We start from the raw sequence: 22,411 nt of genomic DNA on the forward strand, positions 1-22,411 counted from the left end.
TGCGGAGGGTATTCCTGATGGGCTGGCTACCGGTGGGAGACTCGTACGAGATCTCTCTCCTGGACGGGAAGGTGGTGGCCCGGTCGATCGGCCCGCGGGCTGCCGGCCGTCCACTGAAGACTCTGCCGAAGGTGTTGCGGGACAACGCCGAGGTGGACCGGTTGCGCCAGCTCGCCCAGTGGCTGGACCGGCACGCCGCCGAATGCCTGGCCCGAGTCGACGCCTGGGTGGTGTCCTCGCTGCCGGTGCCGACCGGGCTGCTGGCCCGGGTCTGGCCGGATCCGGCCTGGCGGGACGCGCTGCGCGACCTCGTGGTGCTCGGGGACGACGGAGCCGAACCGGGCTTCCTGCGGGACGTCACCGACACCGGTGACCTGCGCGTGGTCAACCTCGACGGGGAAACCGTCCGGCTCTCGCCGGCCAGTGCCACGCTGCCCCACCCGGTGCGCCTGCCCGACCTGGCCGACCTGCGCGAGTTCGCCGACGAACTGGACATCGTCCAGCGGATCGAGCAACTGCACCGGGGCGCCTGGGGCAAACCCGCCAACCTGAAGGACCGTGACACCACGGTCACTGACTTCTGCGGCACCACGGTCCCCAGCCGGCTGGCTGCCCGGGCCGTCACGTTCGGCTTCCGGGTTGCCGGTTCGCAGGTCACCTGTCGGGTCTGGGAAGCCGGCCGCACGGTCGAGGCGGCCATGCGCTTCGACGAGGAGTACTGGGACTCCGAGGCGACCCTGGGCGCCCTGTCCTGGTCGGTCGTGGACGGACCGACGCTGCGGTTGGCCGAGATCGGGCCGGTGGCCTGGTCGGAAGGAATGCGGATGGCGACGGCCCTGTCCGGCGCCGTGACCGGAACGGGGGAGAAGGCGTGACCGGGATGACGACCATGTCGGGCGGGGATTCGGCCGAGAGCCTGCTGACCGCCGGCGCGGTGCTACCGACCGGTACCGCCGGTGCCGGCGACCGGGCGGTGCCCCTCACCGCCCGCACCTACCGGCACCCGGCCCTCGACGACCGGCTGGTGGTCCGCCTGGTCGACGCCGCCCTGGGCGAGGGCGAGGATATCGCCGTCGGGTTCCTCGGCCTGGCACCGGCCGCCGAGCCGGCCGTCGTCGGGCTGGGCCCGAGCCGCCCGTTGGCGTTCCCGGAGTGGGTGCTGGTACACCATCCGGCCGACGGCCGGCACGCCTTGGCGGTGGTGCCGGAGTTGCAGAAGCTGGCCAAGCAGGTACGGTCGCGACCGAAGGCCGCCCTGGACGCCCACCAGGCCGTCGCCGACCGGTTCGCCCGTACGCTGCCGCACTTCCTGCCGACGTTCTACGAGCAGGCCGCGCGGGTCTTCCTGGCCGCCGGGCAGGACACCTATGCGACGCAGCTGTTCAACAAGGCGCGCAAGGCAGAGGCGCAGCACGGCCTGCCGGTCGACCTGAACCGACTGGACGAGGTCTACCTGGAGTTCGCGTCGGCCAAGGTGGTGTCCGCGACCGCGTTGGCCGGCTACGCGAAGGAACTGTCCGCCCAGTTGCCGGCCGACGAGGCGCTGGACCGGTTCTGCCGGCTGGCGCTGCGGGCCGCAGCCGCCGGCGTGGTGCCGTCCACGCAGTCGGCCAACGCGGTGAAGCGGCTGGCCCGGACCGCCACCGGGGCCGCTGGTAAAACCGGTGCCGCCGTCGCCGACCGTGAGGCGGCCTACCTGGCCGAGCTGCTCCGGCTGCCGGTGGTCGCCGAGGCGCCGGCCGGCTGGTGGAAGGTGCACCTGCCGGCGGTGACGGCGCTGGCCGGCCGCGACCCGGCGATCCGCGGCAGCCTGCTCGACCTGATGCCCGCCGACCGGGACAACCTGGTCCCGTGGCTGGCCCTGCTGGCCGACACCGGTGCGCTCGCCGGACTGTCCGACCCGGACACCCCGGACACGGCCCGCCCGCAGGACGGCTCCGTCGGCTGGCTGCGCCGCTTCATGAGCCGGGCCACCTCCGGCTACCGCTCCCGCCGCATGTCGAAGCTGTATCCACTCGTCGAGCAGATGGCCGACCGGCTACGTGCCGAACTGACCGTCAGCGGCGAGACCCTCACCGCCCACGGCGACCTGGACCTGCTCGACCTGCTGCTCGCCCACAACCTGCCGGTGGCCCCTCCAAAGGAGCACGACACCCTGGACCTGGCGCAGTGGGTCAAGACCGGGGGAGAACGGGATCTGCTCGCCCTGGCCGGCGACGACCGGTTCACCGGGGCCCTGCGCCGGGGCCTCGACCAGCTCGACGACCAGCAGCAGGCCCTGCTCCGGCTGGTCGGGACGCCGGGCATCCGGCCGTTGCTCACCGACTGGCTGCGGGCGCGGATCCGCGACCGGGTCACCACCGGACTGCCGTACCTGCCGGAGTCGGTGGACTGGCTGGGCAGGCTACCGGTCGAGGCACTGCACCTGGTGTCCGACGACCTCGACCGGTCCGGCGACCCAGGTGGCGCCCTCGGGCAGGCGCTCGACATCGACCTCACCGAGCACGTCACCCGTACCCTGCGCGGCGGAATCATCGACGAGCTGGGCTGGCCGGACTGGGAACTGGCCTGGCAGGAGGTGACCGGCGGCGACCACCGGGTCGAACTGACCCGGCACGAAGCCTGGCCGTACCTGATCCTGGGCGGGCCGACCACGGTGCGGGTACTCGGTGCCGAGGGCATCGTGCTCCGCCACGACCTGCGCATCCCGGCCGGCGACATGTGGGGCCAGCCGGGCTACCACTACGTCGACGGCCACCTGCTGGTCTACTGGCAGTCCCAGGAGCTCGGCTACGACCTGCGCGGCTACTGGCACTCGTCGCCCGGCGAACCGCAGCCCATCCTCGGTCGTTCTCACGGCAGCCGGTCACGCGCGAACGGGATCACCCTGCCGCTGGCCGGCGGCGGGCGAACCACCGGCGGCGGCGTGCTGCACGTCGGTGACACCGCTGTCCCGGCGCAGCTGCCGGTCATCACCGACGGCACCTCCCACTGGGTCTACCGCCCCGGGGAGGATGGCGGCGACGCCGGCTGGCACGAGTACGACCCGGCCGGCAACACCTACGGCCGGCGCAGCCTGCCCCGGTTCCTGGCCGACCTCCCGGTCGAGGGAAGCCTCCTCCAGGGGTCGGGTAGCTGGCTGCGGCCAGCCCTGTCCGACCGGGCCACCCCGGCCGCCGTTCCGGTGGACGGTCTGCTCGGCTGGCGAGTGGTCACCCTCCCGGACGGCTCGGTCCGCGGCGAGGACCTGGCCGGTCGTACCGTCACCGTGGCCGGGGGAGAGCAGCCCATCGCGGCGCTGGTGCTGCCCGGCGACGACCGGCCGCGGGCCGTCCTCAAGGGTCTCGTCCTGGTCGACCCGGACGGGGTGGTGTCGTCCGCCGGCGAACCGCCGTCCAGCCGGGACCACACCCCCGACGGGGTCCCGCTGCCCGGACCGGAGTTCCTCGGCAACATGCTGCCCCGGGACCCGGCCGGCTCCGCCGCCCTGCGCCGGATCGACCGGGACACCGCCGCCACGCTGTTCAAGGCAGCCCTCGACGAACGCCGCGCCGCCCTGGCCGAAAAGGCCGCGCGGGCCGCAGCCCGGGCGGCGACCCGATCCCGGCTGACCACCGCCACGCCGGCCATCACCGGCCTTCCCGTCGCGGTCCCGGCGAACATGGCCGGCGCACCGACCGGCGCCTCCGGCCCCGGGCCATCCACCACCGTCGGCGGTGACGACCAGGACCCGCTGGTCGACCTGATTCGTTCGACGGTGCCGGCGGTCAGCCACGACGCGGTGCTGGCCGGGGTGGCCCGGGTGCTGCGGATGGCCGCCCGGGTGCGTACCGACCTGGACGGGGTGACCGAGCGGCTCACCAGGTCGCTGTCCGCCCCGCAGACGGCGGCGCCGGTGCCCGCTGCGGCCGGACCCACCGACAAGCAGCTCAACGAGGCGCTCGATGGTCTGCGTGGCTCGGCCTACGGGGCGAGCAACTCGACGCAAGCCTTCACCCAGCTCCAGGCGTTCGCCGCCCAGCTGTCCGCCACCACCGGGAGTGAACCCGGCGTGCGCCTGCACCTCGACGGACCGTCGCTGCCGAACGCTCTGGACTGGTGGTCCGTGCTCGGCGGTGTCGCGGCCGTCGCCTACCGGGCCGTCGTAGCGGTCACCCCGGACGAACACCGCGATACGCTGCGCGCCCTGCTCACCGAGCTGGACCGACTCGACCTGAACACGGCGGCCGAACCGGCCCGGTGGCGCCGGTTCAGGCTGCACCTGCTCGACGACGACCTGAAGAACCCCGACGGCACCCGCCGGTACCCCAGGCCGGGCATCCTGCCGTTGCCCGACGGGGCGTTCCTCGCCGTCCTCAACTCCAGCGGCACGGCCACCGGCTACTTCTTCGACGCGCTGTACCACGACCCGGCCGGCGTGTTCACCGTGCCCGAGCCGTACACCGTGCACTCCTCGGTGCCGGTCGGCGACGAACGGCCGACCGGTTGGCTGGCCGGTTTCCGCACCGAGTGGGCCGCCCGTGGCGCACTGCCCTGGCGGCCGGAAGCGGCCGAGCAGTTCGCCGACCTGACCGGCGTCACCCCCACCGCCGCGAAGCTGGTACTGGCCGGCCTGCCGTACGCGGACTCGGCGCACACCGTGCCCACCGAGCTGCGCAAGGCGCTCGGGGTCAAGCAGGTCGGCGAGGTCAAGCTGGCCTTCGGGGTGCTGAAGGAGGCCAACCCGAAGGTCCGGCGGGCCGTGGTCTCGGCGCTGCTGCCGGACGACCCGGCCCGGCTGTGGACCGACGGTCCGGACGTGGCCGCCGCCGCGGCGGTCTGGAACGCGGCCCTTGGACGCCGGGTGGTGGTGCCCGAACAGTTGCTCGCCGAAGCGGTGCGGGCGGTCCGCACCGGCTGGGGCCCCGCGAAGGCGTTGCCGGCGCTGCTCGACCCCGCCCGTTCGACCGAGCTGACCACCGACCTGGCCTTCCAGATCAGGGGCGACCGGGCCCAGCAGGTCGACGGCCGGGCCGTGGGCTTCACCGGTGAGGTGCTGCGCTCCACGGTCGCCCTGGCCGCCTGGGTCGCCCACCACACGCCAGCCGGCGATCCGTGCCGGGCCGCGCTGCCGGCCGCGCTGGCCGTGATCCGGGACCGGCTGGCCAACCCCGACCTGCTGCTCGACCTCAACCAGTACGTCTCCCTGCCCGCGTTCCGCCAGGTGGCGGGCAGCCCGTCGGAAACCGGCCCGGGCTGGGAACGGTACGGCGCCATCGTCCTGGCCACTCACGACGGCCAACCGTCGCCCGCGCTGCGACCGGACCTGCTCGACGCCGACGGGACGGATCCGTACCTGCCGGCGCTGCGGGGTGACGCGGCCAAGCCGTACCCGATGGAGGTGGCGCTGCGCCTGGTCCGCGACCCACGGTTCGCGGCGCTGCTCGGCGACCCGACGGAGCCGGCCGGCGGCGCCCAGGCCGCGGACGGGACCTGGTGGCCGCAGGATCCGACCCGGTCGGTGCCCGACCTGGTCGCCGAGGTGGCCGGGGAACACCGCCTGGGCGCCGACGCGGCGGCGGTGTATCTGATGCTGCTGGCCATGCCGGACCCGACCGACCGCAACACGGCGAAATGGACCGGCTGGAAGCCGGCCCGGCTGAAGGCGGCCCGCGCCGAACTGGCCGGCACCGACCTGGTCATCGAGGCCAGCCGGTCCCGGGCCGGCCGGTCGCTGTTCCTGCCCGGCCCGTGGCTGGAGCGCGGCAGCGGGCAGGCGCCGATCGAGGGCTGGAAGGTCGCCCTGTTCGACCTCGCGCCCGACGGTACGGCCGGGCTCGGCGTGACCGTGCCGTTCGAACCGGTCGCTGGGCTCTACCGGCGGGCCTGGCAACGCCTCCGCGACGGTGACCGGCCCCGGTTCGACAACCTGCCCACCCGCGGCGCCCGCCGCTGACCCTGACCCCGGCCGGCGGTGGTGCCGCGACGACCGACCCGACCCGCCGCGGCACCACCCGCACACCCCTACCAACCAGTGAGAGAACGAGGAACACCCGTGACCGTGACGGAACACGTCCGCCCCACCGCAGCACCGGAGACCGCCCAGGTCCTCTCCGCCGAACAGCGGTACGCCGACGAGCTGGCCTTCCTCGCCGCCTACGACGACGGGGCCCGGCCGCCGGGCTGGGCGCTGACCCCGCGCGCCGTGGTCACCTTCATCCGGGGCAGCGACGGCGAGGCGTTGAAGCTGCCCACCGACCGGCGTACCGGTCCGGACGGCACCGAACTGCCGGCCAGCATGACCATCCCGCCGAAGTTCGTCGGTGAGCGGAGCCTGGTCGAACGGTGTGTGGTCACCCTCGCCGGCGAGCGGGGCCTGCTGCTGGTCGGCGAGCCCGGTACCGCCAAGTCGATGCTGTCGGAGTTGCTGGCCGCCGCGGTCTGCGGCACCAGCGCGCTGACCGTGCAGGGCACCGCCGGCACCACCGAGGACGCCTTCCGGTACGGCTGGAACTACGCCCTGCTGCTCGCCCAGGGCCCCACCCCGCAGGCGCTGGTCGACTCGCCGGTGCTGACCGCGATGCGTACCGGCCGGGTGGTCCGGATCGAGGAGGTCACCCGCTGTCTGCCCGAGGTGCAGGACGCGCTGGTGTCCATCCTGTCCGACCGGCGGATGAACGTGCCGGAGCTGGCCGGCACCGAGAACGGCCTGATCCGCGCAATGCCCGGGTTCACCGTGATCGCCACCGCCAACCTGCGGGACCGGGGCGTGTCGGAGATGTCCTCGGCCCTCAAGCGCCGGTTCAACTTCGAGACCATCCATCCGATCTCGGACGCGGTCATCGAGACCGACCTGGTCCGCCGGCAGGCCACCGCCGCCGTGCAGCGCGCCGGCGCGGCGTACACCGTGGATGACGCGGTGCTGGACGCCCTGGTCACCGTATTCCGCGACCTGCGGAACGGCCGGTCGGGCGAGGGCTGGGACGTGGAACGGCCCGGCACGGTGATGTCCACTGCGGAGGCGGTGCAGGTGGCGGCGTCGCTCGGTTTGGCCGCCGCGTACCTGCCCGGCGGGGACGCGCTCGACCTGGTGCCCGGACACCTGCTCGGCGTGGTCCGCAAGGACGACCAGAACGACCACGCCCGGCTGCTCGGCTACTGGGACGGCCCGGTCCGTCGCCGGGCCGAGGACGGCTCGGCGATGTGGCGTCGGCTCTGGGACCTGCGGGAGAACCTGCGTTGACGACCCTCTCCAGCAAGTTCACCGGCGCGGCCCCGCCGACCGCCGGCCCGTCAACGGCCGAGCCGGTGGCGGCCGGGCCGTCGACGGTCGATCCGACCACGGTCGATCCGCGAGCCGTGGTCGACGCGCTCGCCGGTTCGGTCCGGCCGTACCTGATCGGGGTGCGGCATCACAGCCCGGCCCTGGCGGCGGTGGTCCCGGCACTGCTGGACGCCGCCGGGGCCGAGGTGGTCTGTATCGAGCTGCCGGCCGACTTCCAGCGCTGGCTGCCGTACCTGTCCGACCCGGCCGCCCGGGCCCCGCTGGCCGTGGTCGGCAGCCACGGCGCGGACGGGCCGATGGGCTTCTACCCGTTCGCCGACTTCTCCCCGGAACTGGCCGCGATCCGCTGGGCCCGCCAGCGCGGTGTCGAGGTGCTCTGCTGCGACCTGCCGCTGGCCGACGCCGGCTGGACCGCCGACACCACCGACCCGGCCACCGGCCCGGACCCGACTGCCGGTTCCGAGCCGACCGCCGGTCGCGATCCCGACCCGGGCGCCGGTGAACCGGTGCCTGGCCTGCGCCGCTCCGGCTACGCTGCGGCGCTCAGCGCCAGCGGCACCGGCCGGGATGGCGACGACCTGTGGGACCGGGTGGTCGAGGTGCGTGCCCCGGGCTGCCCGCCCGAGGCGGTCCGCCGGGCCGCCCTCGGCGTCGGCTGGGCGATGCGTACCGACAGCGTCAACGGCGACGGCGTACCGGCCCGGGACCTGGCCCGCGAGCGGCACATGCGCCGGGTGCTGGCCGAGGCCGGCGCGGACGGCCGGCGGGTCGCCGCCGTCATCGGCGCCTTTCACGCCCCGGCCCTGCTCGTCACCCCGTCGACCGACGCCGACGTCCACGACGGCCCGGCCCGGACGGCCCGCACGGCCGGTGGCGCCGCCCCGGCGTCCACTGCGGACAGCAGTAACCATCCGACACCCGGCCCGGCCGGCGGCGGCACGACGGTCACCTCACTGGTGCCCTACGCGTTCGACCTGCTCGACTCCCGGTCCGGCTACCCGGCCGGGATCCGTGACCCACGCTGGCAGCAGTCCGTCTTCGCTGCCGCCGGCGACCCGGAACGGATCCGCGCCGCCACCGCCCGGGCGGTCACCGACCTGTGCCGGGAACTTCGCGCGGCCGGTCACACCGCCGGTACCGGCGAGGCCGCCGAGACGGTACGGCTCGCCGACGACCTGGCCCGGCTGCGGGACCTGCCCGCGCCCGGACGGGGTGAGGTGCTGGAGGCGGTGACCACCGTGCTCGGCCAGGGTGAACTGCTCGGCCGTGGCCGCGCACTGGCCAGGGCGCTGGAGACCGTGCTGGTCGGCGCCGAGCGGGGCCGGATCGCCCCCGGAACGCCGCGCTCCGGGCTCGGCCCCGCAGTCGAGGCGGAACTCACCACGCTGCGGCTGCCCAACCCGGACAGCCCGAAATCACGCGAGGTTCGGCTGGACCCGCTGCGCACCGAACTGGACGGGCGGCGGGAGACTCTGCTGCAACGCCTCCAGATCTGCGGCGTCGGCTACGGCGAGCCGATCGCGGTGTCCGGCACCGGCGACGGTGCCGCCCTGACCACCCGCTGGCAACTGGCCTGGACGCCGTCCGTGGCAGCCCGGCTGGACCTGGTCGGCGTACGCGGGGTGACCGCGGCGCTGGCCGCAGCCGGTACCCTGCGGGAGCGGTTCCGCCGGGAGATCGCCGACGGCGGCCCCACCGCCGCGCAGCTGCTCACCGGGCTCCGCGACGCCGCCCGGTGCGACCTGCCCGACCTGGTCACCGACCGGCTCGACCTGGCCGCCACCGTGCTACCGGGCACCGGTACTCTGCCCGAGTTGCTGGCCGCACTGGACCTGCTGGAGGCGCTGCGTCGGGGACACCTGCCCGGCACCACCGCCGACAGCCGGGCCCGGGCGGCCGAGCTGACCGTCGGCCTGATCGACGCGGCGGTCCGCGGCCTGCCCGGCCTGGCCGGCAGCGACGCCACCGCCGACGCCGCCGCGCTGGTCGACCTCGCACTCCGGGCCGGAGCCGACCGGATCGGCCTGCGTCTGGATGAGGCCCTCGACCATCTGGCCCGAGCCGGTTCGCCGCTGATCCAGGGCGCCGCCCTGGCCGCCCGGGTCCTGCTCGACCTGACCGATCTGGAGACCCTGGGCACCCGGGTGGCCGGCTGGATCGACGCGGCGACCGGACCGGACACCCGTCGGCACCTGCACCGGCTGCTCGGTGGTCTGCTCACCGCGGCGCACCCGCTGCTGCAGTCCGCCCCGGCCGCCCTGGATTCGCTGCTGGAGCGGATCGAGCGGCTCACCGACACCGAGTTCCTGGACCGGTTGCCGGCGCTACGTGGCGGGTTCGACGTGCTCACCCCGGCGGCCCGGGACCGGCTGCTGCACACCGTCGCCGAACGGCTGGGCGACCGGCTCGATCTGGCCCTGGCCGCCCCGCCCGAGCTGCTCGCCCGCTGGGCCGCCGCCGACGCCGCCGGCCGCGCCACCCTGGTCGCCCGCAACATCCCGATCCCGGGCACGCCGACCGGTGTCGCCGACGCCCCCACCGACACCGGACCCGGGCCGGACACGCCAACCGGCCGGCTCACCCCCACGGACCGGTGGCGGCTGCTGCTCGGCCGCCAACCCGACCGGTTGCCGGCTGACGCCCGCCGCTACGCCCGCGCCCTGGACGAGCTGTACGGCGCGGGTCAGGGCGAGGGCGCCACCGACCTTGGTCAGGCGGCCGGCGGCGGCCAGGAAGCCTCCTTCCCGACCGCGCGCGAATGGGCCGACGAACTCGAGGCGCTGTTCGGTACCGCAGTACGCGAGGAGGTCATCGCCCGGGCCGCCGAGAGCGGCCGTACCGACGTACTCGCCGAGCTCGACCCGGCTGCGGTACGCCCCTCGATGGAGCTGCTGACCTCGGTGCTGTCGCTGGCCGGTGGCCTGCCCGAGGGGCAACTGGCCAAGCTGCGGCCCCTGGTCCGGCGGCTGGTCGAGGAGCTGACCGAGCAGTTGGCCACCCGCGTGCGTCCGGCGTTGACCGGGCTGACCAACCCGCGTCCGTCCCGCCGACCCGGCGGGCGGATCAACCTCGCCCGTACGCTGCGGGCGAACCTGGCGCACACCCAGCGGCTCGGCGACGGCCGGACGGTGGTGGTACCGGAACGCCCGGTCTTCTACACCCGGACCCGCAGGGAGGCTGACTGGCGGCTGGTGCTGGTGGTCGACGTGTCGGGCTCGATGGAGGCGTCGGTGGTGTGGTCGGCGTTGACCGCCGCCGTACTGGCCGGGGTGCCCACCCTGTCCACCCACTTCCTCGCCTTCTCCACCGAGGTGGTCGACCTGACCGACCGGGTCGACGACCCGCTGTCGCTGCTGCTGGAGGTGCGCGTCGGCGGCGGCACGCACATCGCCGCCGGACTGGCCCACGCCCGCTCACTGGTGACCGTGCCGAGCCGCACCATCGTCGCCGTGGTCAGCGACTTCGAGGAGGGCTACCCGCTGGCCGGGCTGCTCGGCGAGGTCCGCACGCTGGCCAGCTCCGGCGTGCATCTGCTCGGCTGCGCCGCGCTCAACGACAGGGGAGTGCCCTGCTACTCGGTACCAGTCGCCGAGCAGCTCGTCGCGGCCGGGATGCCGGTCGCCGCTCTCAGCCCGCTCGAACTCGCCCGCTGGGTGGGCGACCGCGTACGCGGAGGATCACGTTGACGGACCGCACCCCCACCGCCGCCGACACCGACCGGTTGCCGCCGGTGCTACCGGGAGTCACCGCCGCAGCGGTGGCGGCCCTGCCACCCCGGCTGCACAAGCGGCTGGACGCCACCGTCGAGCGGCTGGCCGGTGTACCGGTCGGCCGGGTCGACGGCAACGTATCGGTCGACTGCGGCCCCGAAGCCCTGGTCACCCTGACGCCGGGACCGACCGGCGCGGTCACCGACCCGCACCAGGTCCGGTGCAGCTGTCTGCTGGCGCCCCGCTGCCTGCACCGGACCGCGGTCCTGGTCGCCTGCCCGGTCGCCGACTACGCCGCCCACCCCGACCCGGTGACCACCGCCGCCGCATCGTCCACCTCGGACAGCACCGGCGCAACCGCCGGGCGTACCGGGAGGGCCGGGCGTACCGGAAGACCCGCTGGGGCGGACGGCACGGCCGCTGGTCGCAGCACCGCACCGACCAGGGCGCAACGGGCCGCCGCCGACGCGCTGTGGCGGGCAGCCTCAGCGGTGCTCGCGGCCGGCGTCCCGGCCGCTGGCGCGGTACCCCAGGCCGAACTGCTGCGGGCCGCGCACAGCGCCCGGCTGGCCGGCCTGCCACGGGCCGAGAGCGCCGCGCTGCGCACGGTACGTGGCCTGCGCGCCCACCGGAGCCGACAGGCCGGCCACCGGCTGGCCGAACTGGTCGAGGTGCTGCACGACCTGCTGTACGTGGCCGGTCGGCTGGCTGCCGGCGATCCCGATCCAGCTCTGGTGGGCACCCTCCGGCGGGCCTACCAGCCGGACGGCACGCTGGAGGTGTACGGCGTCTGCCGGGAACCGGTGATCAGCGCGACCGGGTACGCCGGGGTGGTCACGCACCTGGTCGCCGCCGACGGGCGCCGGCTTTCCTTCGGCGACGTGAAACCGGGTGGGCCGGACCGGGCACGGGACTGCGCCCGGGCGGTCACCGAGATGGGCGCGGCCACGGTCAACCATGCGGTGCTGGCCCGTGGTGGCCTGCGGACCACCGGTACCACCGTCTCCCCGGACGGCCGGCTCGGTGCCGGCAAGGGGGTCCGGGTCATCCCGCTCACCGGGACCGATTGGTCGACCGGACCGCTGGCGGAGTTGTTCGCCCGTCCGCTCGCCGAGGTGGTGACCGGCCAGTTCGCCGCCGACGATCCGGAGGATCCGGCCCGGGCCGGGACCGGGCTGGTCGGCGGTGACCTGATGGTGGTCGGTGCCGTCGGTGCCGTCGGTGACCAGGTGCTGGCCCGCGAGCTGGCTCCCGCCACCGGCGCCGGGCCGGATCGTGCGCTGGTGCCGGATGGGCCGGTGATCCGGCTGGCGCCGGTCAACTCCCACCCGGTGCTGGCCCACGTGGCCAACCTGCGGCGGCTCGCCTCCTGGCCGGGCCTGCGGATCCGGGTGGTCGGCCGGCTGGACCCGGACCGGGCCAGTACGCTGCGTCCGCTCGCCGTCGGTGCGGTGCCCGGTGCCGCGGCGACGCTGCGGCTGCCGGCGGACTGGCACGGCCGGGCGGACCTCGGCTACGACCAGATCCAGGGCAGCCACCTACCGCCGCGCGACCCGGCTGCGATGACCGAACCGGTCCTCGCCGTCGGTGCCGACGCGGTTGCCGAGTCCCCGCTGTGGCGGGTCCGCCGGCTGGTGGAGCTGGCCGTCTCCGGCGGTCGCCGTGCCGTCGGCGAGGCGGCCCGCAGCGAGGCCGCCTGGTTGGCCGGGCCGCTGCGCCGGGCCGGCTTTACGACCGCCGCCGCAGTGGCCTCGGCCCTCGCCGACGAGTCCGACCGGCGCGGCCGGGACGCGTTCGGCCGGCTCACCGATCCCGACCCGGACCGGTACGCCTGGGCCTGGCTCGCCGCGACCACCCACCTCGCCGCCACCGAGCGGGAGCTGATCCGCTCTTCGTGGACCTCCCACCCGGCCGGCTGACCCACCGGAACGCGGGGACTCTTGAGTGTTGGGCCGGTGGGTGGCAGACCAGGTGGCCGCAGAACGTGACGCGGACCCACCGCGCCCCGGCGCCCGCCCGATCCCTGGGCGGGCGCCGACCCTGCGGGCGAAAGGACGTACGAACCCGGCGACGGCGCGCACCACGACCGGCCCGGCCTCGGCAGGCGGCGGCCCGCACGGCCGGGCGCACGCGCCGCTACGCCACTGGTGGAGGCGCCGATCGCGGCAATGAGTGTGACACCGGTGGCCATGATTGTGTGTTCTCTCTCAAGGGGTCGTGTCCACGTAGACCTCCACGTCGTAGATCAGCCGGACAGGAGCGCCGTTCGTGAGGCCGACGAAGACCGGTTCACCAGCCGGGGTGCGACCCCGGCGCCAGACCTCGTCCCGAGCGGCGTCGCGGGACTCTCGATGGATCTTGCCCGCATGATGCAACTCCAAGACCCGGCGGGCAGTGGTCCGGTCGCTAACAAGCTGAATCCGCATCAGAGGCACAAGGCGAACCTCCATCACGTCAGGGCAGACTCCCTGAACGCCATCCAGGTAACTTAACGCCGTTAAATTACCTGTGCGCTGTACTAGAGTCTTGGCGTGACAGAAACCGAGTTCGACCAGCCACAGCAGACAACGCCGACGGACCGCAGCAGCGGTGAGCCCGGCTCGGTGTGGCTACGCGAGGACGGCACGAGATCCCGTCCGGCCCCACTGAGCCGGGAACGCATTGTCGACGCGGCAGTGACCCTGCTCGACCATTACGGCACCGACGGCCTGACGATGCGTCGCCTCGCCCGGCAACTCGATGTCACCCCAACCGCCCTGTACTGGCATGTGAAGACGAAAGAGGACGTCCTCGACCTGGCCGTCGACCGCATCTTCGGCGACGTGCCACTTCCAGAGGCCACCGACGACTGGCACCACGACGTCCGGACCCTGACCCGCAACTGGCGGGCGGTCATGCACCGGCATTCCTGGGCCCCAAGCCTGATCGGCCGACCAATGCTCGGGCCCAACGTCCTTGCGCGCACCGAGTACCTGCAATCAGCGCTCGTCCGCGGTGGCTTCTCCGGCCTCCAACTGACCGTGACCACCCGTCTACTGGCCAACTATGTGATCGGCACCGCGCTCACCGAAGCCACCTGGCATCGGACCACCGCCCCCCAGCCGCAGGCGCAGGCCCGGCGACGCATCACGGCCAACCCCACTGCCTACCCGACTCTCAACGCTTCGGGCCATCTCGACGCCGAGCGCTGGTGCGACGACGATCTGTTCGAACACGGCCTCAACGCCATCCTGGCGACCTCGCCTCGGCGTGAGAACAAGTGACGCGCTCCAACGCTCGATTGCCGGCAAGGGCGTGCAGGTGATCACGCAGCGCCGTCATCTTCGATGAGGCCATTGGCGACCGCTACGAAATCCGCCTCGGTCAGGCCGACGTAGGGGCGACCCGGCGCAGCGGTGCCCGCGCCGGGTAATGAGCCTCAGCCGTGGTGAGACGACCTCGTTCGCCTCTAGCCAAAAGGGGGGCACCGCACTGCGGCAACGACGCGCTCCTCGAAATAGCTGGGCGTCCATGCGGATGAGCGGCTGCGATGGTCTGCGGATGGGGGTCGTACTCGATCCGCCGTACGGGATCGCGAAGCCCGGCACGGTCGGGATGCTCCCGACGGTCGCCACGCACAGCGGCGAACCTTCGCTGACACTCCACGGCGGTCGACTAAGCCTGTTGCGAGAGTGCTGCTCGTAGTGTCTGGGGCCGCAGATGGCGCGCTCACCAGTCGGCCGTCATCTACCCGGGGAAAGGAGGCCTTCCAGTGTCCGTGGCAGTGGGTAGACGCGCTCTGCGGGGAACAGCCGCTGGGCCTTGGCGGCATGGCCGGTTTGTAGCAGTACCGCGGCCTTGCGGACCTGGGGGGTGAGGTCGGTGAGGCTGACGATCCAGTCGTCGGTGAATGTGCGGATCAGGCGGCGGCCGATGCCGACCTGGATGCTGTAGTGGTTCAGCGCCGTTCCGCGGGGCGAGCGTTCCGGGTCCCACTGGACATGTACGGCTGCTTGGGCCACGGCTGCCGGGTCGGCGGTCGTGAGCATGGCCTGGGACAGCGCTTCTTCCCAGCCCTGCCGGGTTATCCGCACTGCAAGAACACGCTCTTGACCGGGTTTGCGGGCCCAGTTGCTGCGGTGCATCAGCCACAGGAACGAGGGCTTGATCCATGTCATCCTGTGGAACGAGAACGGCGCAACGAAGCGGCCCGCTTGCAGCGCCGCGTCGGCGATGGCCGGTGCGTACGCCTGGTAGACCACGATCGTGTGAGCATCGTAGTCGGCGCGAATCTGGTACCGGGGTGCCATGCGCCGCACCCTGCCATCCGCTCCACCCGCATCGCGAACCGTTTTCCCCGCCGACCCGGGCCAATTCCGCCGTGGTCGTCCGGTTCGCCGAAGGCACCGCCGGGAGTTCCTTCTGCGAGGTCTTTTTTACGCGCCCGGCGGTGTGCTGGTGGGCCCGGGCGACGTTACGTGGTCCTTTGCCGGTCATGTGGTTGAGGGCACCGGTGTTCGGCGCATTGTTCGGCGTGGCGCTCGTCCAGCGACGGGGTCTCTCCTCTGGGTGGGGCTGCGGCGGGGAAGTCGTCGGTGAGTGCGCTGATTGCCCGCTGGATCCGGTTGTCCGTCGCTGAGTCGGTCGGGCCGGTGAGGGCAACGTGGTGCAGCACGCCGACTACCGCCAAGGCCAGTGCCCCGGTGTCGGCGCGTGCGGGCACGCGCCTGAGTCTCTGTTCGGCGGCCAGGTAACCGGCAATCGCACGCTCGATTCCGTGCAATCCGCCGATTCCGCTGCCCAGTACCGCGTCGACGTTTGCCGCCAACTCCGGGCGGAAGGCTGTCAGCCGGGTCCACGCCGTCAGCGTGCCCAGCGGTGTCGTCAGGACAGCCTGATACAGGTTTTCGGCGACCGTGCCGAACCCGGCGCGCTCTGGCAGATCGGCTACCGCGCCGGAGATCTGGAAGGCCCGGTCGACCGCGTACCCGACCAGGAAGTCGTCGAAGTTCGTGAAGTGTGCGTAGAGCAGCCCGGTGGCGACACCCGCCTCGCGGGTTACCGCCCGGCTGGTGAGCCGGCTCGGCCCGTCTGCGGTGATCACGCGCTCAAAGGCAGCGAAAAGCTGCTGCCTGGGTTCCAGGATGGCGACTCCGCGGGGCATGCCCGAAGTCTAGGCGCTGATGGCGGCCAGCGTTGAGCCGGAATGAGCAGACGTTCATACTAGTTTGAGCAAATGCTCATTCTAGCTACAGGAGTGCTGGATGAAACGTGCAGTGATCGTGGGCGCGGGCATAGCCGGGCTGGCCACCGCCCTGCGACTGGGGCAGGACGGGTGGCAGACAGTCGTGGTGGAACGCGCCCCGGCCCGACGCAGCAGCGGCTACCTGGTGAACCTGATCGGACCCGGCTACGACGCCGCCGAACGCCTCGGCTTGCGCCCCGCACTGTCCGCCTACGACCTGGGACCGTTCACCACCGTGCTGGTCCGTGCCGACGGACGACCCAAGTTCACCGTACCGGCCGCCGTCGCCGAGGCTGCCCTCGGCAAACGGGCCATGACGGTGTTTCGCGGCGACCTGGAGTCCACGCTCTACGAAGCGGTGTGCAACCGCGTCGAGATCCGCTTCGGCACCACCGTTGCGTCCATCGATCAGGACACCGACCAGGTACGCGTGGTGCTGAGCGACGGCACCACGCAGTACGCGGACCTGCTGGTCGGCGCTGATGGAGTGCACTCCGCCACCCGTACCGCCGTCTTCGGCTCCGGCTTCCGAGTCGACCTGCCGTACCTCGTGGCTGCCCTTCCCCTGGCCCACCCGGTTGCCGGCGTGCCGGAGTCGTCCGCCACCACGTTCATCGGCCCGGGACGCACAGCGGCAATCGTCAACCTGGGCCCGCAACGGTCATCGGCTTTCTTCACGTATCGATGCGCAGACCCGGCCGCCGACCTGGGGCGCGGACCGGTGGACGCGCTCGGCGCGGCGTTCGGGGATCTGGGCGGAGGTGTGCCCGATGCGATCCGGCACCTCGCGAAGGACCCGACCAGCGCCTACTTCGACGCGGTCAGCCAGGTGGTCATGCCGCGGTGGAGCACCGGCCGGGTCGTGCTGCTGGGCGACGCAGCCTGGTGCGTCACGCTCTTCGCCGGACACGGCGCAGCCCTCGCGCTCGCTGGAGCCGACCAGCTCGGCGCCGCCCTGCAGCGGCACGAGGACGACATTCCTGCGGCACTGGCCGAGTGGGAAGCCGGACTGCGCCCGGAGGCATCCAAACGGCAGGCACTCGCCCGACGGGGAATGCTGCAGTACGCGCCACCCAGCGGGTTACACGTGTGGATGAGCCACCTGACCATCCGGGCGATCACACTCCCCGGCATTCGCGGTGTCGTCCGGCGGAGCATCGAACGCGCAAACCGTTGAGGCTCAGCCGTCGCAGCGGGGATGCTGCCTGTGGCGATCCGCTGCGGGCCGCATCCGGCCCCTACGCCCGCCGGCACACGCCCAGGAGGGACAGGAACCACAGCACGGGTACTGGCCGGGCACCACGGCCGGGTCAGCCGGTCAGCCGGTGCGGCGGGAGCGGGCGAGAGCCAGCCCACCGAGGAGCACGGCGATCAGCCCCACTACCAGGGCCACGTAGGCGCCGCCTCGTCCGTTGCCGGTGCCGATACCACTGTCGGAGGTGACCACCACCACCCCGCCGAGGGCCATGCCGACCAGCCCCGCCGCCAAAGCGAGGGCGCCGCCGAGACGCCCGTTGCCGGTGCCGATACGACTGGCGGGGCGGGCCAGAGCCAGCGCGCTGATGATCACGCCGGTCAGCCCCAGCACGGCGGCCACGGTTGCACCGAGTCGCCCGGCGCTCATGGTGTAGACACTGGCGGCGGCTGGCTGGGTCGAGACGTGCGCGGCTGCCGGCGCGGCAAGCCCGACCCCGCCGAGCAGGGCGGCTGCGGCTGCGGCAAGCACCAGTCGGACCGGCTTCAGGGCTCCTGATGAGTTCATGTCCCTCTCCTGTTGCGTGCGTCTCGTTTCCGAGGTTGATGCCGTTGATCATGTCGCGGGACGCACCGCTGGTCGTCGTGCAGACAGAGGCAATTCGCGCTGCCGCAGGTGGTGCATCCGGCTGCTGCAGACGCCGCAGAAACCGGGAAGGTACTGCGCGTGCAGTACACGGCCGCTCGTCGGTGCGGAGGAGTCGCCTGCGGTGAGATCCGGTTAAGGTGCGCGGATGTACGCAGGACGGTCCGGCCTTCCGGCCGGTGTCAGAGATTGGGCGATCGCCGTTGGCGTGGCAGCGACGCTGTTGGTCGCCGGGCTGTCCGAACAGCACACCGCCACGAACCTCGACCTGATCGGCTATGTGCTGTTGGTGGCCGGCGGCCTGGCGCTCGCCGCCGCTCGTCGGGCTCCGGTTCCCGTCCTGGCTGTCACCGGGTTGTGCGCGGTGGGTTACCAGGCGGTCGGTGTGGACGTGCCTGCCGTCGCGTTCCTGTTCGCGGTCTACGCCGCCGTGCGGGCGGGTCACCGCCTCGTCACGGTCGTGGCGGCGGTGATGATGCTGGCCGCTCTCCCGCTCGCGGCCCTCACCCCTCCTCAGGACATGTCCGTGGGCGATGCGCTCGCACAGGCCCGGGGCGCCCTCGAGTTGGCTTGGCTGGTCGCTGCCGGCGCCGCTGGTGAAGCGCTGCGGCAGGCCGAGCGGCGCGCGGACGAAGCCGAGCGCACCCGGGAGGAGACCGCGCTGCGCCGCGCCAACGAGGAGCGGCTACACATCGCGCGGGAGTTGCACGATTCGCTCACCCACCAGATCTCGGTCATCAAAGTGCAGGCCGGAGTCGCCATCCACCTGGCCCGCAAGCGTGGAGAACGGGTGCCCGAAGCCCTACTGGCGATCCAGGAGGCCGGTCGTGAGGCGACCCGGGAACTGCGAGCGACCCTGGAGGCGCTGCGTGACGACGGTACTACCCCGCGGCATGGGCTCGCCCATGTTCCGGAACTGGTGCAACGGGCCCGGTTGACCGGCCTGGACGCGACGTTGACGATCGAAGGACAACGACACGAGGTGCCGGCCGCCGTGGACCGGACCGCCTACCGGATCGTTCAGGAGTCGCTCACCAACATCGCCCGTCACGCTTCCGCCGCTACGGCGTCAGTCTTGATCGACTACCGTCCGGACGTCCTCGCCATCCGAGTCGATGACGACGGCAAGGCTGTGCCGGGCATCGCCGCGCCGGCCGGCGTCGGGCTGCTCGGGATGCGCGAACGAGTCACCGCCCTCGGCGGTCGGCTGCGTGCGGAACCACGCAACGAGGGCGGCTTCACCGTCCGAGCTGAACTCCCCGTGGACCGAACGTCATGATCCGCGTCCTGCTGGTCGACGACCAGCCGCTCCTTCGCAGCGGATTCCGCGCGCTCCTCGATGCCGAAGACGACATCGAGGTGGTGGCCGAGGCCGCCGACGGGAAGGAGGGCCTGGCGCTCGCCAAGGAACACCTGCCGGATGTCGCGCTCATCGACATCCAGATGCCGGTCATGGACGGCATCGAGGCGACCCGGCGCATCGCCGCAGACCCGACCCTTGCCCGGGTGCACGTCGTCATGCTGACCAACTACGGCCTGGACGAGTACGTCTTCAATGCGCTGCGCGCCGGCGCTGCCGGGTTCCTCGTCAAGGACATCGAGCCGGAGGATTTCCTGCCCGCCGTACGGGTCGCCGCGCGCGGCGACGCCCTGCTCGCACCGTCGATCACCCGCAAGCTGATCGACCGGTACGTCACCGCGCCGCTCCACATGGGTGCCGACGCGGCTCTGGAAGGGCTGACCAACCGCGAACGCGAGGCCGTCGTCCTGGTCGCGCAGGGCCTGTCCAACGATGAGATCGCCGACCGCATGGTGATCAGCCCACTGACCGCGAAGACCCACGTCAACCGGGCCATGGCCAAACTCCATGCCCGTGACCGCGCCCAACTCGTGGTCCTCGCCTACGAATCTGGCCTGGTAGCGCCCCGCAACCGCTGACATCGACAGCCCGCAGGAGGCCACGGCGGTTAGAGCGACCGGTGATGCGCGACGCGTCACCTATGCGTTCGACACCGGCCGGTACCTGCTGGCTCACCGGGACGCAGCCTCGATCGGCCCTCGGATCTGTCGTTTGATTACAGTACGCGGTCTACTCACTCAACGTTTTTCCGGCACCTGTGTGCGATGAAGTCTCACCCGGCGACTCATCTGGTTGTGTTTCCTGTGGAGGTGCTGGTGCCGTCGGTCCTGGATGTCCCATTTGTAGCGCGTCGGTTGGCGGGCCGGCCAGTCGATGGTCGGAAAGGGGAGTGGTTGGTTGCCCAGGGGTTGCAGGGTTGCCCGGTGGCAGCTCATAGCCAGGCGGCGGAAACCCGGGCCGCTGTTGGAATCCGGCCGGCATCCGGTAACCGGGAGGTGGAGGCGGTGGGTGAGCGCCCAGTGGCGAAGTCGGCGGTTGATAGCCGAGTGGTGGGTACCCGGGTGCAGTGGGTCGGAAGTGCGGTGGGGGTGGAAATGGCGGCCGGGGTCGCCGTTGCGGTCGGGCGGCCTGGGCGGCCCGGAAGTACCTGTGTGATGCAGGCAGCGCAAGCAACGTGATCGACCCGGTGCTAAGCAGCAGCATCGCCACCGCCAGGATCCGAGTAAGATCCCCATACCATGGCACCGACTGAAATGCCCCAACCACCAGCAGAACAACGTTGAAACAAACCGTCACCCCGCCGACGAGCCAGGTCAGCACGCGGGCCGCTGCACTGCCTTTCCCACTGAGGAGGGCCAGCAGCAGACACAGCCCACCGAACACGATCGCGAGGATCGTGAACCCCAACAGGCCGAACACCGCGAGCACTTCTGCGCCGCTGTCATGCGCCTGCTTGCCCTTCAGATAGCTGAACTCCGGAATGGCATAGAACCCGCCGATCGCGCTGACCAGTGCCAACGCCGTCACCCCAGCGAGCAGGTAGCTCGCGGCGAACACGGCGCGTGGCAGCGCTGGTGCTGGTGCCGCCTTCATTGTGGTCACGGTCAGGCCTCGATAACTGGGGATGTGATCCGTCGATGGCGTCGATACAACAGCCAGGCCCCGATCGCCAGCCAAGAGATGACCGGCAGGGCGATGAGCATGTAGAAGAACGGGTTCGATGTTGGTGAGTCCGGCTTGTTGAAGTCGGGTAGTGGTACTGGATGGCTGACCGCGCCAAGCCAGACCTTGCCGTGCTCGTCCGGTGCCGGCTGTTGGATCGACCGCTGTACCGTGGCGGGCAGGTTTGCGTGGTTCTGCTGAAACAGGGCCTGCGGGGCTTTGTTCAGCTCCACTTTGCTGAAGTCCACGCCACCGTAGGTGTAGGTCGCCTCGTAGATCATGTTGCCCCGGGGGACCTGCCTGGTGATGTTGAACTCTTTCTTCTGGTAGGCCTCCACATACTGGTCGAACACCTGACGGGGCGACCAGTTCTTCAGCGCCGGCCACACCGTGACGTCACCACTGTCGATCATGCTTGACAGGGTGCCGCCCTGGCTGTGGCGCTCGCGGTACCAGCCCGCAGCGACCCGGCTCAGGTAGACCCGACGTAGCTCCACAAACTCGGGCCCATGGTTGATCGTCTCTTCCAGCTTCGGTAGCACCAGCGTGCGGAACCGGTTCTCCATGCCCTTGTCTGGCGTGATGCAGGATGTCGGCTTACCCTGCTGCTTGAGGTACTCCGTCTCCATCTTGACCTGAAGCGGGGCATCGACAATGTACAGTCCGCCATCCTGCTCATAGACAGACGCCGGCGCAGGCACAATCCACTGCCGCATGTCGATGCAACCACCGGAGTCACTCATCGCTCCCCAGAATTTTCTACCTAGCTCTGTGTCCGGATGGATCAGCCGCCCGACGACCCTTTTCATCCTGAAGTCCGCCTCGAGGAGGATGCGCCCGACATCGGTAGTGCCGAGCATGTCGTCGATGATGCGGTTCGGCTCGTTCGGGTTGAGGTTCACCCAGAATGTGGACTCGGGCATGCTCAGCCAGACGAAGAATGCGTCCGAGGCCTGTACCGCCGCGACCTGCCCGTCAGCGACGTCGGGATTCAAGCCGCTGGTTGACGAGGCGTTGAACGCGTACTGCAACTGCCCCCCACTGCCCTCTTTGAGATACCGCAACTCCAGCGTTGAAAAGTCGATGCCACCTGGATCGGACCCGGGGGCCAGGGCGCTGGAGGCAGGTGACTGGTCAGGTGCTCGTCGGCGGGTCGGCTTGACCTGGGTCGTTCGGGTTGGATCATGGTTGGGTGTCCGGAACGCCGTCCATCGTGGAGCTGCTTGAGCGGCTTGCCCGGTTGGAGGCCCGGGTTCTTGAGTTGGAGCGGGACAACGCCGGGTTGCGGCGGGAAAACGCCGGGTTGCGGCGGGAAAACGCGGTGTTGCGGCGGGAAAACGCGGTGTTGCGG

At 71.8% G+C, this 22,411-nt stretch carries 14 protein-coding genes; 9 read left to right on the plus strand and 5 right to left on the minus strand.

Annotation, left to right across the window (positions count from 1 at the left end):
• Window positions 1-17: 17 nt before the first annotated feature.
• The 6 genes from V6U90_RS17075 (at window position 18) to V6U90_RS17100 (ending at window position 14,237) form a co-directional block, all read left to right on the plus strand.
• A complete protein-coding gene (locus tag V6U90_RS17075) occupies window positions 18-875 on the plus strand; it encodes a DUF4132 domain-containing protein (RefSeq protein WP_334437088.1) in 858 nt (285 codons plus the stop codon).
• Window positions 872-5,935 carry a hypothetical protein gene (locus V6U90_RS17080; protein WP_334437091.1) on the plus strand — a complete coding sequence of 1,688 codons (5,064 nt, stop codon included), beginning with the start codon at window positions 872-874 and terminating at the stop codon, window positions 5,933-5,935. The genes V6U90_RS17075 and V6U90_RS17080 overlap by 4 nt, the downstream gene beginning before the upstream one ends.
• A 99-nt stretch (window positions 5,936-6,034) precedes the next feature.
• Window positions 6,035-7,222: an ATP-binding protein gene (locus tag V6U90_RS17085; RefSeq protein WP_334437094.1), complete on the plus strand. Its 1,188-nt coding sequence runs from the start codon at window positions 6,035-6,037 to the stop codon at window positions 7,220-7,222.
• The gene (locus V6U90_RS17090) at window positions 7,219-10,950 is read left to right on the plus strand and encodes a vWA domain-containing protein (protein WP_334437097.1); all 3,732 of its coding nucleotides are present in this window, start codon (window positions 7,219-7,221) and stop codon (window positions 10,948-10,950) included. Before V6U90_RS17085 ends, V6U90_RS17090 begins: the two co-directional genes overlap by 4 nt.
• Window positions 10,947-12,893, plus strand: a complete 1,947-nt coding sequence (locus V6U90_RS17095; RefSeq protein WP_334437099.1) for a hypothetical protein — start codon at window positions 10,947-10,949, stop codon at window positions 12,891-12,893. The genes V6U90_RS17090 and V6U90_RS17095 overlap by 4 nt, the downstream gene beginning before the upstream one ends.
• Window positions 12,894-13,505: 612 nt before the next feature.
• The gene (locus V6U90_RS17100) at window positions 13,506-14,237 is read left to right on the plus strand and encodes a TetR/AcrR family transcriptional regulator (protein WP_334437100.1); all 732 of its coding nucleotides are present in this window, start codon (window positions 13,506-13,508) and stop codon (window positions 14,235-14,237) included.
• A gap of 459 nt (window positions 14,238-14,696) precedes the next feature.
• On the opposite strand, the gene V6U90_RS17105 is transcribed toward V6U90_RS17100, so the two are convergent.
• Entirely contained in the window at window positions 14,697-15,263 is a 567-nt protein-coding gene (locus V6U90_RS17105; protein ID WP_334437102.1) for a DUF4291 domain-containing protein, read from the minus strand.
• Window positions 15,264-15,427: 164 nt separating this feature from the next.
• Complete coding sequence (locus V6U90_RS17110) at window positions 15,428-16,117, minus strand: TetR/AcrR family transcriptional regulator (RefSeq protein ID WP_334437104.1); 690 nt, start codon at window positions 16,115-16,117, stop codon at window positions 15,428-15,430.
• Between the two features lie 100 nt (window positions 16,118-16,217).
• Between V6U90_RS17110 and V6U90_RS17115 the strand changes: the two genes are divergently transcribed.
• A complete protein-coding gene (locus tag V6U90_RS17115) occupies window positions 16,218-17,375 on the plus strand; it encodes an FAD-dependent oxidoreductase (protein WP_334437106.1) in 1,158 nt (385 codons plus the stop codon).
• A gap of 141 nt (window positions 17,376-17,516) precedes the next feature.
• Here the strand turns inward: V6U90_RS17115 and V6U90_RS17120 are convergent, their stop codons facing one another.
• On the minus strand, window positions 17,517-17,960 hold the full coding sequence (locus tag V6U90_RS17120; protein WP_334437108.1) for a DUF6223 family protein: 444 nt from the start codon (window positions 17,958-17,960) through the stop codon (window positions 17,517-17,519).
• 226 nt (window positions 17,961-18,186) lie between these two features.
• Between V6U90_RS17120 and V6U90_RS17125 the strand changes: the two genes are divergently transcribed.
• Both V6U90_RS17125 and V6U90_RS17130 read left to right on the plus strand, forming a co-directional pair.
• Window positions 18,187-19,317, plus strand: coding sequence for a sensor histidine kinase (locus tag V6U90_RS17125; protein ID WP_334437110.1), 1,131 nt, complete (start codon window positions 18,187-18,189; stop codon window positions 19,315-19,317).
• Complete coding sequence (locus V6U90_RS17130) at window positions 19,314-19,976, plus strand: response regulator transcription factor (protein ID WP_334437113.1); 663 nt, start codon at window positions 19,314-19,316, stop codon at window positions 19,974-19,976. Before V6U90_RS17125 ends, V6U90_RS17130 begins: the two co-directional genes overlap by 4 nt.
• A gap of 151 nt (window positions 19,977-20,127) precedes the next feature.
• On the opposite strand, the gene V6U90_RS17135 is transcribed toward V6U90_RS17130, so the two are convergent.
• Together V6U90_RS17135 and V6U90_RS17140 are read right to left on the minus strand one after the other, a co-directional pair.
• Window positions 20,128-20,991, minus strand: a complete 864-nt coding sequence (locus tag V6U90_RS17135) for a hypothetical protein (protein ID WP_334437116.1) — start codon at window positions 20,989-20,991, stop codon at window positions 20,128-20,130.
• An 11-nt stretch (window positions 20,992-21,002) separates the two neighbouring features.
• A complete protein-coding gene (locus V6U90_RS17140) occupies window positions 21,003-22,091 on the minus strand; it encodes a hypothetical protein (RefSeq protein WP_334437118.1) in 1,089 nt (362 codons plus the stop codon).
• Window positions 22,092-22,411: the final 320 nt, after the last annotated feature.

It is taken from the genome of Micromonospora sp. CPCC 206060 (genome assembly GCF_036906895.1).
Taxonomy (GTDB): domain Bacteria; phylum Actinomycetota; class Actinomycetes; order Mycobacteriales; family Micromonosporaceae; genus Micromonospora.